The sequence below is a fragment of the Bradyrhizobium sp. SRS-191 genome (genome assembly GCF_024586915.1).
Lineage (GTDB): Bacteria > Pseudomonadota > Alphaproteobacteria > Rhizobiales > Xanthobacteraceae > Bradyrhizobium.
Genome location: NZ_JANBVS010000002.1, coordinates 368,661 through 383,573 on the forward strand (window position 1 = coordinate 368,661; position 14,913 = coordinate 383,573).

The following is a 14,913-nucleotide window of genomic DNA, read 5'->3' on the forward strand; positions in this document are numbered from 1 at the left end:
GGGAGTAATGACGATGCGGAGCGCAATCGTTCTCGGGGGCGGCATGGTCGGCGTCGGCACGGCGCTGCATCTGCAGAGCAGGGGCTGGTCGGTGGCGCTGGTCGATCGCCGCGAGCCCGGCCGCGAGACCAGCTACGGCAATGCCGGCATCATTCAGAGTGAAGCCGTCCGGCCGTATGCGATGCCCTATGATCTTGCCGGCGTGCTCGACATTGCGCTCGCGCGGACCAACGACGTGCACTACCGGCTGATGGCCTTGCCCCATCACGTCAAGCCGTTGCTGCGTTACTGGTGGAATTCGTTTCCCGCCCGCCATGAGGTGCTGACGCGGACCTACGCGCAGCTGATCGCGCGTGCCGCGCCCGAGCACGAGCCGCTGATCCAGGCCGCCGGTGCCGGTAATCTCGTGCGCCGCGACGGCTTCCGCGTGCTGCACCGGACGCAGGCGCAGTTCGACAAGGAAGCGAAGGAGGCCGAGGCGGTCGGCAGGGCGTTCGGCGTCAAGTTCAAGCTGCTCAGCGCCAGCGAGCTGGCGAAGGCGGAGCCCGGCCTCACGGACAGCGGCATCGGCGGCCTGCATTGGCAGGAGCCGTGGACGGTGTCCGATCCCGGCAGCCTGGTGACGTCCTACGCGGACTTGTTCGTGAAGCGCGGCGGCAAGCTGCTGGTCGGCGATGCGACGACGCTCGTGCAACAGGGCAGCGGCTGGGCGGTGACGACGCAGGAGGGCCGCATCGAGGCCGAGGCCGCGGTGGTCGCGCTCGGGCCGTGGTCGCCGGAGTTCCTCAAGCGCTTCGGCTACGACATCCCGATGGTGCGCAAGCGCGGCTATCACCGGCACTACTCGGGCGGCGCGCCGCTCGATCTGCCGCTGCGCGATGCGGCGTTCGGCTATCTGATGAACCCGATGGCCAAGGGCGTGCGCATCACCACCGGCGCGGAGCTGTCATCGCCGGCTGCGAAGCCAACGCCGGTTCAGCTCGGCAAGGCCGAGGCGGCCGCGCGCCAGCTGATCGATCTCGGCAAGCCGGTCGAGCCCGAGCCGTGGGTCGGCACGCGACCCTGCATGCCGGACATGCTGCCGGTCGTCGGCCCAGCCGCGCGGCACAAGGGCCTGTGGCTCCATTTTGGGCATGGTCATCAGGGCTTCACGCTCGGACCGGCGACCGGACGCATCCTCGCCGAGCTGATGAGCGGCGAGGCGCCCGACGTCGACGTCGCGGCCTGCGCGCCGGCCCGTTTCGGCGCGTGAGCTGTCAGTCTTGCGCGACCGCACGAGGGGGTGATCCGGGAAGGCTGCAAGCGAAGGCTGCAAAGTGCAGTCAGTCGTTTACCACGCGAGCCATTCCGGACCCCGGAAAACCCACGCTTCACCAAATCGCAAGCCCCGCTCTCCTAGCGTGGCGGTGCCGGTTGGGGTCAGGACACTGGGGCGAACGCGGTTCGTGAGTTCTGCCGTCGGCCAGCGATCCGAGCATCGTGTGGGGGAGCAGATGAACTTCGCGGGCCTAGCCTACCGCTTCGTGTCCAATTTCGTATTTCTCGCGGCTGTGTTTCTCAGCCTGAACTACATCGAGAAATACCAGAACCGCGCCGTGCTGGCGCTGATGGTGCTGATCTACGCCGGCATGCGCGCGGTGACGGTGGTGCGTACCTTCCACTTCTTCGGACGCATCGAGAAGATGGAGACGGACGTTCGCCGGCTGGCCGGCATGCTGGGCGAAGGGCCGGTCGGCCAGGTCGTCAGCAAGCAGGTGATCGCCGACGTCGGCTCGCTGCGCAAGGACGGCGAGAAGAAGTCCTATATGGACCTGTTCTTCCTGGCCGCCGCCGTCATTCTCTGCGTCAGCAAGCTGATCTCCAACTGACGCGGCGGAGAGCGCATCAGGGACGAGGCCATCGAGATCACCGAGTCAAAAAGGGGCGCGTTCGCGCCCCTTTCTCGTTTCTATGACCTGCGCTTTGATCGTCAGCGCCTGCGCAAGGCTGCGAGGCGAACAGGGCGGCTGGCCGGCTTTGTGGCGGCCTGGCCCTCGACCCGGACGACCTGATGCCGGCGCGCCGAGAGCGGCGCCACCGGAGGCCAGGTGAACAGCTCGGCCGACGGAGCAGGAAGCGCCGGCGCCGTGGCGAGCCGCTGCTTGACCAGGGGGCGCGGCCATGCCGGCTTCGGCAGCGTGCGCGACGCCGTGGGCGGCACATCCAGATTGCCGAAATCGTCCAACGCCGCACGCGCGCGCGTATCGGCCCCAGCGAGATCGGCCGGCGTGATCGCCGGCCAATGCGCGACCGGCGTCTCGTCCGACGGACGGTGCACCAGCCAGTCCTCGGGCTCGGTCGGCGTCGCTGGCCGGTCCGGCGTTGCGGCCACGACATGCACGATGCGGTAGTTCTTCGCCTTGAGATCGGCCAGGATCTTCGGCAGCGCCGCGACGGTGCGCGCCTGGATGTCGTGCAGCAGCAGGATGCCCTTGCCGCGCGCCTCCAGCCGTTTCATCGCGAGCTCATGGACCTTGGCGCCGGAGATGCTGCGCCAGTCGTCGGCGAGGAAATCCGCGCTCCACACCTGCAGCCCGAGCGAGGCCGCGTAGCTCTCGACGGCGTCACCGCGCAGCAGGCCGGGCACGCGGAAGAACGGCGACAGCGCCGACGGATCGGTCAGCGCCGCCTTGGTCCAGGCGATGCCCTGATCGACCTCCGGCTGCACCTGCTCGAGCGTCATCCGGTTCATGCTCAGCGGATGGTTCTGGCTGTGCGTGCCGATGGTGTGACCGGCGGCCGCCAGCTTGCGCACGCCTTCAGGGTCGGCCTTGGCCTGGCGCCCGATGGTGAAGAACGTCGCCTTGACGCACTGGTCGGCGAGGATCTGCAGCACCTGGTTGCTGTATTTCGGCAGCGGCCCGTCATCGAAGGTGATGACCACCTCGTGATCCCGAAGCGGCAGCGTCTCCTTGTACTGCATCGCCCCGAGGCGCGGATGCTCACGCGGATCGACCACGAGAACGCGAGAGGTGCCGAGCGCGTTGGGATTGCCGGGGCAATCCGCGGCCCATGCGCCTGACGATCCCAGGCTCAAGGCCATTCCGGCGACGGTCCCCAGCAGCACTGCGAGCCATGTGGGCCGTCCGACGCAAGCAGACTTACGATCACGCATCACGCTGCTCGATTCCCTTCACCGGGCCGGATCCTTCAGGCCGGCTCCTCGATGGTCCATGATAGGTCGCAGCCCTGCTGGCAAGCTCCCACCGAGACATAGCAGGGATGTTGCGCCGTCGCGACATCACATCGTCCTGAGTTCCGGTTTGCCGGTAGCTGTTGCCGGATTGCAATCGGCTGGAATCACCGACGCTGCGACAGTCAAGCGTAAACCACGGCGCTGAACGGCGGATTAACCACCGCCATGCGGCTCGGCAGGCGGAGGGCTGCCGCTGTGCTGCTCACTGTGAGGTTCCGCCGCTGCCTCGGACTTCGCCGGCACGATGTGGACCACGCGATAGCCGTGATCTTTCAGATAGCGCAGGAACGCCGGCAGCATCGCCACCGTGCGCGGCTGGGGATCGTGCAGCAGGATGATGCCCTTGCGCGCCAGGTTCAAACGTTTGATCAGCAGCTTGAAGGTCTGCTGCGGCGACATCGCGGTCCAGTCGCTGGCCCAGAGGTCGGCGCCGAACACGGCGATGCCGCGCGACTGCAGCAGGTCGAGGGTCGCCGGCGTCGATTCGAAGTAGGGGAAGCGGAAGAACGGTGTCGACGGGGTCGTCGTCTCCAGGCCGTTGAGCGCCTTCTCATCGGCGGCAATGCCGCGGTCGATCTCTTCGACGGCCTGTTCCGGCGAGATGTGCGCCAGATGTGCGTGCGTGTAGGTGTGATGGCCGACCGTGTGGCCTTCGGCTGCGATCCTCCGCACCAGTTCAGCGCGGCCCGACGCGGGCTGGCCGACCAGAAAGAAGGTCGCGCGCACGCATTCCCTGGCGAGCGCCGCGAGCACCTTGTTGGTCATCGGCGGCGACGGGCCATCGTCGAATGTCAGGACCACCTCGCCGTCTTCCAGCGGCAGGGTATCGGGGAAGCTCTTCAGGCCGACGCGGGGATAGTTCTTCGGGTTCACGCTCAGCACGCGTGAGGTGCCGAGCGTGCCCTCGCGTGGACAGGGAGCAGGCTCGGCGCAGGCGCCGTGCATCACCAGCAGCGCGGCCAGCGCGCCGGCTGCGTTTATCCATCCCGCCATCCACCGCGCCTGAGACATCTTTTCCCGTTGCGCTCGCTGTTGCCGATTATGTAATGCGTGAAAGCACAAATCAGACCATTTGTCTGAATAAGAACGCGTGAGGCACGTCATGAACGATACATTGGACGTTGCCCCTGCCGATGCAACTCTAGCCGATCGCGCGGCGATGCGCACCGAATCCGGTGAAATTCGCGCTGAATTCATCGCGGCCATGACCGCCGCGATCGCGGCGGAAGACGAGGGGTTCCTCCGCGCGGAGGTCGCCGAGCTGCACGAAGCCGATCTCGGCGATCTGATCGCAGCACTCGCGCCCGACGACCGCGTCAGGCTGGTCGAGCTGACCGGCACCGATTTCGACTTTTCGGCATTGAACGAGGTCGATGACGCCGTTCGCGAGGAGATCCTCGAAGAGCTGGAGCCGGCCACCGTCGCCGAAGGCGTCCGCGAGCTCGAATCCGACGACGCCGTCGAGCTGCTGGAGAGCCTCGACGAGGAGGACAAGGAGGAGATCCTCGAGCGGCTGCCGCCGTCCGAGCGCGACGTCCTCGAGCGCAGCCTCGATTATCCCGAAGGTTCCGCGGGGCGCCGCATGCAGACCGAGTTCATCGCGGTTCCGCCGGCGTGGACCGTCGGCGAGGCGATCGACTACATGCGCGAGACGCCGGACCTGCCGGAGCGCTTCTACGAGATCTATGCCGTCGACGAGGCGCGGCATTGGCAGGGCGCGGTGTCGCTCGATGCGCTGCTGCGCGCCCGCCGCCCGGTGCCGCTCGCCGAGCTGATCGACGAGGACCGGCGGCGCGTCACCGTCACCGACGATCTCGCCGAGGTGGCGCGGCTGTTCGGCAAGTACAATCTGGTTGCAGCCCCCGTGGTCGATGCCGACAACCGTGTGGTCGGGGTCATCACGATCGACGACGTCGTCGACGTGATCGAGGAGGAGGCCGACGAGGACTTCAAGGCGCTCGGCGGCGTGTCCGGCGACGAGGAGCTCTCGGACAGCGTCTGGACCATCGCCAAGGGCCGCTTCAACTGGCTGCTGATCAATCTCGCCACCGCGTTCCTCGCATCCTCCGTGCTCGGCCTGTTCGAGGGCCAGCTGCAGCAGATGGTGGCGCTTGCCGTGCTCGCGCCGATCGTGGCGAGCCAGGGCGGCAATGCCGCCACCCAGACCATGACAGTTGCCGTGCGCGCACTGGCGACGCGCGAGCTCGGGCCCAACAATGCGCTGCGCGTGGTGATGCGCGAGGCCACGGTCGGGCTGGTCAACGGGCTCGCTTTCGCGCTCGTCACCGGCGTCGCCGCAGTGGCCTGGTTCAAGACGCCTGGCCTCGGCATCGTGATCGGGCTGGCGATGGTCTCCAATCTCGTCGCCGGCGCGCTTGGCGGCATCCTGATCCCGATGGTGCTCGAGCGCGTCCGCGCCGATCCGGCCGTCGCCTCCGGAACCTTCGTCACGACGGTGACCGACGTGGTCGGTTTCTTCTCGTTTCTGGGCATCGCGACGCTCTGGTTCGGCTTGAAATAAGCCCGGCGCCTGAACGACTTATATCGTTAATCCGGCCTTAACGCGGCTCGGCGACACTCGGTATCGAGATGGAGTCGGACCATGCAACAACGCTTGCGGCTGAAGGCAGACGGACGGATCGTGGAACTGCGCGACGGCGGGGAGTTTCCGCTGGCGCCGTCGACGGCCGCGCCGGCAAGCCCGCTGGAGGTGCGCGATCTCCGGCGGCGAGTGCAGCTGACGCAGCAGGAGTTCGCCGCCAAGCTCGGCGTGCCCGTCGAGACCATTCGCAACTGGGAGCAGGGCAAGCGCATGCCGCGCGGCCCGGCGCGCGCGCTGCTGACCGTGATCGCGCATGCGCCCGATACCGTGTTCGCGGCCTTAGCTAAGACTTAAGCTAAAAACCGGTCGCGCGTTGGCAACCACTTCTGTGTGCCTACATAATCCAGCACGCGTCTGGAGTGCACGGCCATGCTGACGATCGAGGCCAATGGTGCAAGGATTCCCGCTCTGGGTCTCGGGACCTGGGAATTGCGAGGGCGGACCTGCGCCCGTATCGTCGAGCAGGCGCTGACGCTGGGCTATCGGCACATCGACACCGCCCAGGTCTACGAGAACGAGACCGAAGTCGGGGAGGGGCTGCGCGCCTCACGCGTCCGCCGCAACGAGGTGTTCCTGACCACCAAAGTGTGGACGACGCATTTCGCGCCGAATGACCTGGAGCGCTCAACCAAGGAGAGCCTGGTCCGCTTGCGGGTCTCCGAGGTCGACCTGCTGCTGCTGCACTGGCCGAATTCGCATGTGCCGCTGGCCGAGACGCTCGGCGCGCTGGCGCATGCCAAGACGCTCGGTCTGGCGCGGCACATCGGCGTGTCGAACTTCACGGTGGCGCTGCTCGACGAGGCGGTGGCGCTGTCGACGGAGCCTTTGGTGTGCGACCAGGTCGAATATCATCCCTATCTCGACCAGACCAAGGTTCGCGAGGCCTGCGCGCGGCACGGCATGGCCGTGGTCGCCTACAGCCCGATCGCCAAGGGCAAGATCAAGAACGATCCGACCCTGACGCGGATCGGCCGCGACCATGGCAAGAGCCCGGCGCAGATCTGCCTGCGCTGGCTGCTGCAGCAGAACGTCGTGGCGATCCCGCGGACCTCGAAGATCGAACGGCTGTCCGAGAATCTCGAACTGTTCGATTTCGAGCTGTCCGAGCAGGAGATGGCGGACATCTTCGCGATGGGCAGCCCGGAAGGGCGGATGACCAACTTCGCCTTCGCCCCCAAATGGGATTGAGGGCGCAGCCTTCGCGTTTATGCTAAAGCCCGAGATGACAGGGGGAGCGGCCGGCGGGCCGCGCGGCAGGTGGCGCCGCACTCCCGGTCGATGATCGGAGCGAATGCGCGCGCATCCGCTCGTGCGCGGGCGTCGTGAGCAGCATGGAACGTTGGCAGTTCATCCGTTGGGGCATTGCCGCGTCCGTGCTCGCGCATGTCCTGCTGGTCAGCGGGGTCGTGGTCTCGACCTCGGTCCGGCCTTATGAGCTGCCGAAAAGCGACGAGGTTCCGGTGGATATCGTCGATGCCGACGAGCCGAAGAAAACCCCGGAGCCGGTCGTCACCCCATCGCCGTCCCCGACGCCTGAGCTGACCTTGCCGCAGCCGGCCCCGAGCGCCTCGCCGGCGGCCGCCGCGCCGCCTCCGGCCCCCGAGCCGTCGCAGACGCTCCAGCGCGAGGCCAAGGAGCCGGCAAAGCCGCCGCAGCCTTCAGCGTCGCCGTCGCCGTCGCCAAAATCCGCGGCGAAACCGGCGGCTAAATCTGAAGCCAGGCCGGAGTCGAAATCAGAGGCGAAGTCGGCCGCCAAGCCGCCGTCTGCAACCACGCCGAGCTACGTGCAACCCGAGCCGGACCTCACCGTGAAATACGGCGTCATGCTCGGTCTGCCGGCGCCGCTGCCGCCCGTCTCGCCGCTGCCGCCGGCGAACGCCCCGGAGGACGGCCAGGAGACCGGAGCGATGGCAACGACGAATCTCGCGGCCAATCTCGAGACGGCGCTCCGCCAGCGGGTCAGGAGCTGCGCGCATCTCGCGTCATCGATGTCGCCCAGTGATCGCGTCCTGGTCAGACTGCGCTTCGCGATGACCCCCGACGGCAGGCTGGCCACGGAGCCGGAGGTGAGGGAGGTCATTGCGCCGCTGAAGGCTGCGCAGCTGAAGGAGAGCGCAGTCCAGGCGCTGAACGCGTGCCAGCCTTATACGATGCTGCCGCCCGATCGATACGACGAGTGGAAGGTGATCGAGATGTCGTTCACGCCGCAGGATTTCAGCCGCTGATCGTGCGCCCGTTCAGGTCGCCCATGGAGGCTGACAAGATCGCAGGACGTCGCTCGACGCAGCCGGCGATCATCCTGTATGCGTGCCGGACGGCAAGGCTGCCCATCGGCCGCCGCTGTGCGGTCAATGCGCAGCCTTTAATGGCCTTGGATCGCTTGAACACGGAGACGGTGCGACATGACCCTGAAGCTGGTGATCGGCAACAAGAACTATTCCTCATGGTCGATGCGGCCGTGGCTCGCGCTGCGCGGCGCCGACATCGCCTTCGAGGAGATCGTGATCCCGCTCTACACCGATGATCCCGCCGACAAGGCTCGCATCCTCGAACATTCGCCGGCCGGCAAGGTGCCGATCCTGATCGATGGTTCGGTCACCGTGTGGGATTCGCTGGCGATCATCGAGTATCTCGCCGAGCGCTTTCCCGCGGCCGGCGTGTGGCCTGCCGATGTCGCCGCGCGCGCTCATGCGCGCTCCGTTTCCGCCGAGATGCATTCCGGCTTCCAGGCATTGCGCAACGAGTGTCCGATGAACCTGCACCGCCCGGTGCGAGCGGTGGAACTCTCCGCCGATGCCAAGGCCAACATCGCCCGGATCGAGGACATCTGGCGCGACTGCCGCTCCCGTCACGGCGCCGGGGGCCCGTTCCTGTTCGGTCGCTTCAGCGGGGCGGATGCGATGTTCGCGCCGGTGGTCACGCGGTTCCATACCTTCGCGGTTCCGGTCGCGGCGGACACCAAGGCCTACATGGACGCGATGACGGCGATGCCGGCCTTCGCTGCATGGGTCAAGGACGGGCTGGCGGAAAGCTGGATCATCGACCGGGTCGAGAAGGTCTGACCCTGTCTCGCCGCTCGCCATGGGCAGCGGTGCTCCTTGTTAGTCCAGGAGTACCGCTCCAGCCGCCATCTCGTTGAAGAAACTCGCAATATCAGTGTTCGCCATGTTGCGAGGCCGCTGGCCAGGGCGGGCGGCGGCGTGCTATAGAGCGCTATCTATAAAGACACGCCGGCCCGGGCAGCGGGACCAGGGGCTCTTGCCGGCATGCGAGCAGGAGAGGGCGTTGAAACACAAGTTCCCCATTGGGTCGACGGTCTATTTTACCGCGAGCAATGTCTCGCGGCCGGCGGCCAGCGGTACCTACGAGATCATCCGGCAACTTCCGACGGAAGGGGATGACTGCCAGTACCGGATCAAAAGCTCGACGGAAGCCTTTGAGCGGGTTGCAAGAGAAAGCCAATTGGCCTTGTCTTGAGCTGCTCGGCGTCAGGACGTCAGGCTGTGCGCGTCGGCGGACGCGGCCGCCGATCGGAGGAGGAGAGACCCGGCAGATGTCACGGGGCTGAAAGCCGCGGCCCGAAGGTCTTACGAAGGCTGCGCAATCCCTCTTGGGGATAGTGGGTAGCTCCACACCATCCGGCACCCCTCGGTGCATGGAATCGTCTTATTGTCAGGGCGTGGGGCCGCGACGGATTTGGGTGATCGTTTGAATTTGGTGATCGTTTCACGGCCGTCCCATGTCGGGGCGCCATCGGGGCCGTTTTGGTTGGCCCGCGTCAGGAATCAGCGCGCATGAACTCGACCTGGCCCTCATCACTCGACCAGCTCTTGAACTCGCCGTCGTTCCCAATGTGGCTCACGGTGGCCGCGGCAGGCTTCTTCGCGCTGATTGTCCTGGTCACGCTGCTGCGGGCCGAGAAGTCAGTCGCCAATGGTGCTCTGACCGTGATCACGCTGCTGGCCGTCGGGATTGCCGTTGCCTCCATGATGCGCAGCCAGGATCCGTCGCAGCGGGGTGGCAATGGCGATCCCACGACGACGGCGTCGGCCGGCCTGTCGCCGCCAGCCTTGGCCTGCATCGATGACATGGCCGGCGATCTCGTGCTGTCGAACTGTGAGAAGAGCCTGTTCGGGGCGGCTGATATGACGGCTGCGGCCGTCAGCTATGCGGCGGGCATGCTCAGCCGGCTCTCGCAGGCCGGCGACCTCGCCAGCGCCAACAAGGTGATGACCGCCGAATTGCTGGCGCTGCGGCGGGCGGTGGAGCGCGACCGCTATGGGCTGATGGCCTATGTGCTGCTGACGCGCGACCGCTGCACGCCGAACGATTGCGTGATGTTCCGCGCCGTCGGCGATCGCCAGCAACTGGTCAACAACATGGAGGGGCGGACCTATGAGGGGCTGGTGACGCGCTACGCCTCGCAGTGGAACGCAACGCCGGCGGCCCCGGGCCAGCCGGTCGTGGGAACCTTCGCCGGCCTCGCGCCGTCGGCGCCCACCGGCAAGCCGACGACCGCGGAGTTTCCGAGCTCGGCCAACACGCCGCCCGTCAGCATCATGAACCCCGAGCCCACGGCCTCGACCCGCTCGGTCGCGCCCGCCGCGGCGGCCAAGCCGCAGCCGCCGACCCAGCTCGCACCAGCAGCGGCGGCGCCGCCCACCGTTGCCGCTAGCCATGCCCAGGCGCCGCCGGCGGCCAAGAAGGCCGCGCCGAAGCCCAAGCCGGCGGCGGCCGCGCCGCAGGGGGCGCCTGACGCCGCCGAGCCGGCCGCCAAGGACGAATAAGGACGAAGAGAGCCGTCGATCGAAGCGCCATCATGCCCCTGCATCTGATCAAGCTGGCCGTCGGCTGCGAGTCGGTCAAAGAGCTCAAGGAATGGATCGCCGAGCGCATGCTCGCGGCCAAGAAGAAGGGCCTGCCGCAGCAGCACGTCCATGTCACGCGGATGACGCCGAAGCGGGTCGAGGACATCCTCGGCGGCGGCTCGCTGTACTGGGTGATTCGCGGCGAGGTCGCCGCGCGCGAGAAGATCACAGGCATCGAGCCGTTCCGCGACGGCGACGGCATCGGCCGCTGCCGCATCATCATGCAGCCGAAGGTGATCGCGGTGTCGCCGCGGCCGATGCGCCCGTTCCAGGGCTGGCGCTATCTGACCGCCGAGGACGCGCCGGCCGATCTCGGCAAGGCCAGCGCCGCCGGCGTGGAGGCCATGCCCGAGCCGCTGCGCCGCGAGCTGCGGGATCTGGGGCTGTTGTAGGGATTCGAGTTGCGCGTGAGCGCCGCGAGCCACGCCGACACTCAGCTTCGACGGGAAGCTCAGCGCATCCATCCGCTCGGCGGTGCCAGTTGTTGCGCCCTCTCCCCGTGCGGGAGAGGGCATCACCGGCCCATCCTCGCCTAAGGTTGGGTGAGGGGTATCTCTCGGGGAGCAACGCTTGCGGAGACATACCCCTCGCCCCACCGAGTTTGCCGTACTGTCCTACATGCCCTCTCCCGCAAGGGGAGAGGGCGCAGTCACGGGCACCGCGTAAATGGTGTCATCCGGCTAGTGCTGGTTTCGACGGCCGTGACGCTTTCTCTCGCGAGCCTCACGCCGCGATGTTGTCGATCAGTCGCGTGGTTCCGAGCTTGGCGGCGACCAGGATGCGCTTCGGTCCGGACTCCTTTGGACCGATGGGCGCCAGGGTCTCGGCGTGGCGGACCTCGAGATAGTCCAATGCGAAACCGGCGTCGGTGATTGTCGCAGCGCCGTCACCAACCGCGGCCAGCATGTCGTCGCCGGCGCGCAGCCGCGTCGCGATCTGCTTCAGCACCCGGTGCAGCGTCGGGGCCACACGCCGCTCGTCTGCACTGAGATAGACATTGCGTGAGGACATCGCGAGCCCGTCGCGTTCGCGCACCGTACGGGATCCGACGACGCGGACGCCGAGATCGAGGTCGCGGGCCATCTGCGACACCACGCGGAGCTGCTGATAGTCCTTCTCGCCGAAAACAGCGACGTCGGGCCGGACTTGCGTGAACAGCTTTGCGACCACGGTCGCGACGCCGCCGAAGAAGTGCGGACGGAAGCGATCCTCCAAGCCCGCGAGCGCCGGGCCGTCGGGAACGATCCGCGTGGCGAAGCCGTCCGGATACATGGCCTTCGCGTCGGGGTGCCAGATCAGATCGACGCGTTCGGCTTCGAGCTTTGCAACATCCTCCTTCCAGGTACGCGGGTATGAGCCGAAATCCTCTGTCGGCGCGAACTGAGTCGGGTTGACGAAGATCGACACCGCGACCTTGTCGGCGCGCCGCTTCGCCAGGCGGACGAGCGAGATGTGGCCGTCGTGCAAGGCGCCCATGGTCGGCACGAGCGCGACGCTGGCTTTTCGCGTGCGCAAGCTGTCGAGCTCGCGGCGGAGGACGGAGAGGGTGCGGGCGACGCGCGGCGTTCGTGACATTTTTGCTCGATCTCACGGTGAAAAAACGCAGTTTTCCTGTTCGGCCTTGACGCTTCTGCGACCGCCTTTAACAAGGAGTCCCACAAGCCGCTCAGCCTACTTGAATACGTCTGTTAGCACGTCTGCGCATCACATGCGGAGTTGGTAAACGCTGACGTCAAGTAGTAGCGGAGGATGCGACCCCCGTGGATTCACGATGATGCTGCATTTCACTTGACCACGGACGAGCGTGACTCGAAGATGATCGTAAGGGGTCGAAAACATGCTGGTGCAGACTAGCCAAGGACAATCGGGCTCGGCCCACGTGGTTGTGCTTGGAAACGAGAAGGGCGGGTCAGGCAAGTCGACCACCGCCCTGCACATCGCCGTGGCACTTCTGAAGGCGGGCCAGCGCGTCGCCACCATCGATCTGGACTGCCGCCAACAGAGCTTCACCCACTACATCAACAACCGCAGCGCCTGGGCGCGCCGGACCGGCCTGCGCCTGGAGCTGCCGACTCACTACTGCATCAAGCTCGGCCAGACGCTGCAGATCGACGAGAACGAGAACACCGAATTCCAGCAGTTCATGGAGGCGGTGACCGCGGTCGAACATGCGTTCGATTTCATCGTGATCGATACGCCGGGCAATGACAGCTATCTGATGCGCCTGGCGCACTCGATGGCCGACACGCTGGTCACCCCCATCAACGACAGCTTCCTGGATTTCGACGTGCTGGGAACCGTTGATGCCGCGACCTATGCCGTCACGGGTGAGAGTCACTACGCCGAGATGGTGCGCGACGTCAGGCGCAAGCGCCGCCAGATCGACGGCGCGATGACCGACTGGATCGTGGTCCGCAATCGCTTGTCGATGCTCGGCTCGCGCAACAAGCAACTGGTGGCCGAGGGCCTGAAGGACCTGTCGCTGCGGCTCGGCTTCCGCGCCATCGACGGCTTTGCCGAGCGCGTCGTCTATCGCGAGTTCTTCCCGCGCGGGCTGACCGCGCTCGACGACATCGACGAGGCGACGCTCGGCACGCGGCCCAATCTCGGCCATGTCACGGCGCGGGAGGAGGTCACCAGCCTGCTGCGTCAGCTCAAGCTGCCGCTCGACGAGCGCGGACGCCGCCGGGCCGCCAACCGGGCCGAATGGTTTGCCCAGGTCGACAAGCCGCTCGACCTGCACGACATCATCAGCGCCTGAGCCTCATCGAGGCCGCGGACTACGTCCTGCTACATGCTGATGAGGGGGCCGCCGGGCGCGTCTTGTGGTCCAAGGAAGCGGCGCGCCGGCCTGAGACATTGTGCGCCTTGTAGGCGTCATCTCGACTTCGCTATCAATTGCTGGCGGGCCCGCGACGGGACGTTCCGGGTGTTTTTTGGCCCGGATTGTCTCAGGTCAAGGCCGGAGTGCCAATTTTGGCTAGATTACCGTCAAATTCGCGACTGATTTGAACCTGACGTTCAGGGTTCAAGTCACAAAGGAAGCACAGGCTGGCGCTCATGTTGCACAGCAACTAGGTGCGCCGCACAACGAACGGGCGATGGATACACAACATTTAGTCTTCCTGTCACAGCGCCGTTACATATACTGAACAGAACGGGTCACGAGAGTCTTGCAGGTTTTGGACTACCTTTGATTGTAGCTCCCGAGGGACGAACATGAAGCGTGGAATAACCGTCCTGTTGTCCGTCAGCGTGTTGGCGGCCGTCGGCTACTTCACCGCCAGCAAGTGGGCGATCCGCCACGAGACCGTCCGGTTCTATGATGCCTCCCGCGGCAACCGCCTCGTCGAGGTCGCCGTCGCCGTCCGTCGCGACAAGGAGATGCAGGCCGAAGCCGGCATGATCAAGCTGCCGGTCGCGATCCTCAACCACGGCAACACCGTCAAGTTCACCGAGTATTCGTTCGTCGCCAACGTGTTTGCTGCGCGCGGCTACATGGCCGTCAGCATCCAGCACGACCTGCCGACCGATCCGCCGATGGTCACCAAGGTCGGCGAGCCCTATGTCGGCCGCCTGCCGCAGATCCAGCGCGGCGTCGCCAACATCCGCTTCGCCGTCGAGCAGATGCGTCAGCTGCAGCCGAATGCCGATTATGATCATTTGACCATGGTCGGCCATTCCATGGGCGGCGACATCTCGATGTACTTCGCCAAGCAGTACCCGGACGATGTCCGCAAGGTCGTCACGCTCGACAATCTGCGCGTCCCGTTCGTGACCGAAGGCAAGTTCAAGATCCTGTCCTTCCGCTCCAAGGATCCGCAGTTCAAGACCGACCCGGGCGTGATCCCGGACAACGAGATCTGCGAGAAGGAGGGTATCACTGTCGTGAACACCGACTTCCAGCACAACGACATGCGTGACACGGGGCCCGACGAGGCCAAATCGTCGATCCAGGCCATGCTGGACAAGTTCCTGGCCGATAGCGACAGCACCAGCGACATCGGCCCGGTGAAGACCAAGACGCCGCTGCTCGATCCCGGCCCGGTTGCGCCCTATGCGCCGGTCGGCAAGACGGCGACCCCGGCCAAGCCGCTGACCCACTGATCTCCGGACGGATCGTACGGTCCCGTTGACGCCTTACGCCCGCATGCACGAGCGGGCGTCGATGGTTGCGACGGCGCTCATTGCAGCCGCAGCCTGGGCTG

15 protein-coding genes are annotated in these 14,913 nt (G+C 66.2%); 12 read left to right on the forward strand and 3 right to left on the reverse strand.

Features of this window, described 5'->3' with window-relative positions; genetic code table 11:
• Positions 1-13 precede the first annotated feature (13 nt).
• Both NLR35_RS05455 and NLR35_RS05460 read left to right on the forward strand, forming a co-directional pair.
• Positions 14-1,252 (forward strand): FAD-binding oxidoreductase, encoded by a 1,239-nt coding sequence (locus tag NLR35_RS05455; protein ID WP_257165533.1) that lies wholly within the window; start codon positions 14-16, stop codon positions 1,250-1,252.
• A 241-nt stretch (positions 1,253-1,493) separates the two neighbouring features.
• On the forward strand, positions 1,494-1,868 hold the full coding sequence (locus NLR35_RS05460) for a hypothetical protein (protein ID WP_257165778.1): 375 nt from the start codon (positions 1,494-1,496) through the stop codon (positions 1,866-1,868).
• Between the two features lie 101 nt (positions 1,869-1,969).
• Here NLR35_RS05460 and NLR35_RS05465 read toward each other — a convergent pair whose 3' ends face one another.
• Entirely contained in the window at positions 1,970-3,154 is a 1,185-nt protein-coding gene (locus NLR35_RS05465; protein ID WP_257165534.1) for a polysaccharide deacetylase family protein, read from the reverse strand.
• A 234-nt stretch (positions 3,155-3,388) separates the two neighbouring features.
• Positions 3,389-4,228: a polysaccharide deacetylase family protein gene (locus NLR35_RS05470; RefSeq protein ID WP_257165535.1), complete on the reverse strand. Its 840-nt coding sequence runs from the start codon at positions 4,226-4,228 to the stop codon at positions 3,389-3,391.
• 109 nt (positions 4,229-4,337) lie between these two features.
• Between NLR35_RS05470 and mgtE the strand changes: the two genes are divergently transcribed.
• The 8 genes from mgtE (at position 4,338) to NLR35_RS05510 (ending at position 11,097) form a co-directional block, all read left to right on the forward strand.
• Positions 4,338-5,756: a magnesium transporter gene (gene mgtE, locus NLR35_RS05475; protein ID WP_257165536.1), complete on the forward strand. Its 1,419-nt coding sequence runs from the start codon at positions 4,338-4,340 to the stop codon at positions 5,754-5,756.
• An 81-nt stretch (positions 5,757-5,837) separates the two neighbouring features.
• Positions 5,838-6,131 carry a DNA-binding transcriptional regulator gene (locus NLR35_RS05480; protein ID WP_257165537.1) on the forward strand — a complete coding sequence of 98 codons (294 nt, stop codon included), beginning with the start codon at positions 5,838-5,840 and terminating at the stop codon, positions 6,129-6,131.
• A 75-nt stretch (positions 6,132-6,206) separates the two neighbouring features.
• On the forward strand, positions 6,207-7,025 hold the full coding sequence (locus NLR35_RS05485; protein WP_257165538.1) for an aldo/keto reductase: 819 nt from the start codon (positions 6,207-6,209) through the stop codon (positions 7,023-7,025).
• Between the two features lie 143 nt (positions 7,026-7,168).
• Positions 7,169-8,062 carry a hypothetical protein gene (locus NLR35_RS05490; protein WP_257165539.1) on the forward strand — a complete coding sequence of 298 codons (894 nt, stop codon included), beginning with the start codon at positions 7,169-7,171 and terminating at the stop codon, positions 8,060-8,062.
• A 177-nt stretch (positions 8,063-8,239) separates the two neighbouring features.
• Complete coding sequence (locus NLR35_RS05495; protein WP_257165540.1) at positions 8,240-8,899, forward strand: glutathione S-transferase family protein; 660 nt, start codon at positions 8,240-8,242, stop codon at positions 8,897-8,899.
• A gap of 223 nt (positions 8,900-9,122) precedes the next feature.
• Complete coding sequence (locus tag NLR35_RS05500; RefSeq protein ID WP_006609003.1) at positions 9,123-9,314, forward strand: hypothetical protein; 192 nt, start codon at positions 9,123-9,125, stop codon at positions 9,312-9,314.
• Between the two features lie 317 nt (positions 9,315-9,631).
• A complete protein-coding gene (locus tag NLR35_RS05505; RefSeq protein ID WP_257165541.1) occupies positions 9,632-10,624 on the forward strand; it encodes a hypothetical protein in 993 nt (330 codons plus the stop codon).
• Between the two features lie 32 nt (positions 10,625-10,656).
• Positions 10,657-11,097 carry a DUF1489 family protein gene (locus NLR35_RS05510; protein ID WP_257165542.1) on the forward strand — a complete coding sequence of 147 codons (441 nt, stop codon included), beginning with the start codon at positions 10,657-10,659 and terminating at the stop codon, positions 11,095-11,097.
• Positions 11,098-11,428: 331 nt separating this feature from the next.
• Here NLR35_RS05510 and panC read toward each other — a convergent pair whose 3' ends face one another.
• Positions 11,429-12,280 carry a pantoate--beta-alanine ligase gene (gene panC / locus NLR35_RS05515; protein WP_257165543.1) on the reverse strand — a complete coding sequence of 284 codons (852 nt, stop codon included), beginning with the start codon at positions 12,278-12,280 and terminating at the stop codon, positions 11,429-11,431.
• Positions 12,281-12,542: 262 nt separating this feature from the next.
• On the opposite strand from panC, the gene NLR35_RS05520 reads away from it, so the two are divergent.
• Both NLR35_RS05520 and NLR35_RS05525 read left to right on the forward strand, forming a co-directional pair.
• Positions 12,543-13,466, forward strand: coding sequence for a division plane positioning ATPase MipZ (locus tag NLR35_RS05520; protein ID WP_257165544.1), 924 nt, complete (start codon positions 12,543-12,545; stop codon positions 13,464-13,466).
• Positions 13,467-13,924: 458 nt separating this feature from the next.
• The gene (locus NLR35_RS05525) at positions 13,925-14,812 is read left to right on the forward strand and encodes a lysophospholipase (protein ID WP_257165545.1); all 888 of its coding nucleotides are present in this window, start codon (positions 13,925-13,927) and stop codon (positions 14,810-14,812) included.
• Positions 14,813-14,913: the final 101 nt, after the last annotated feature.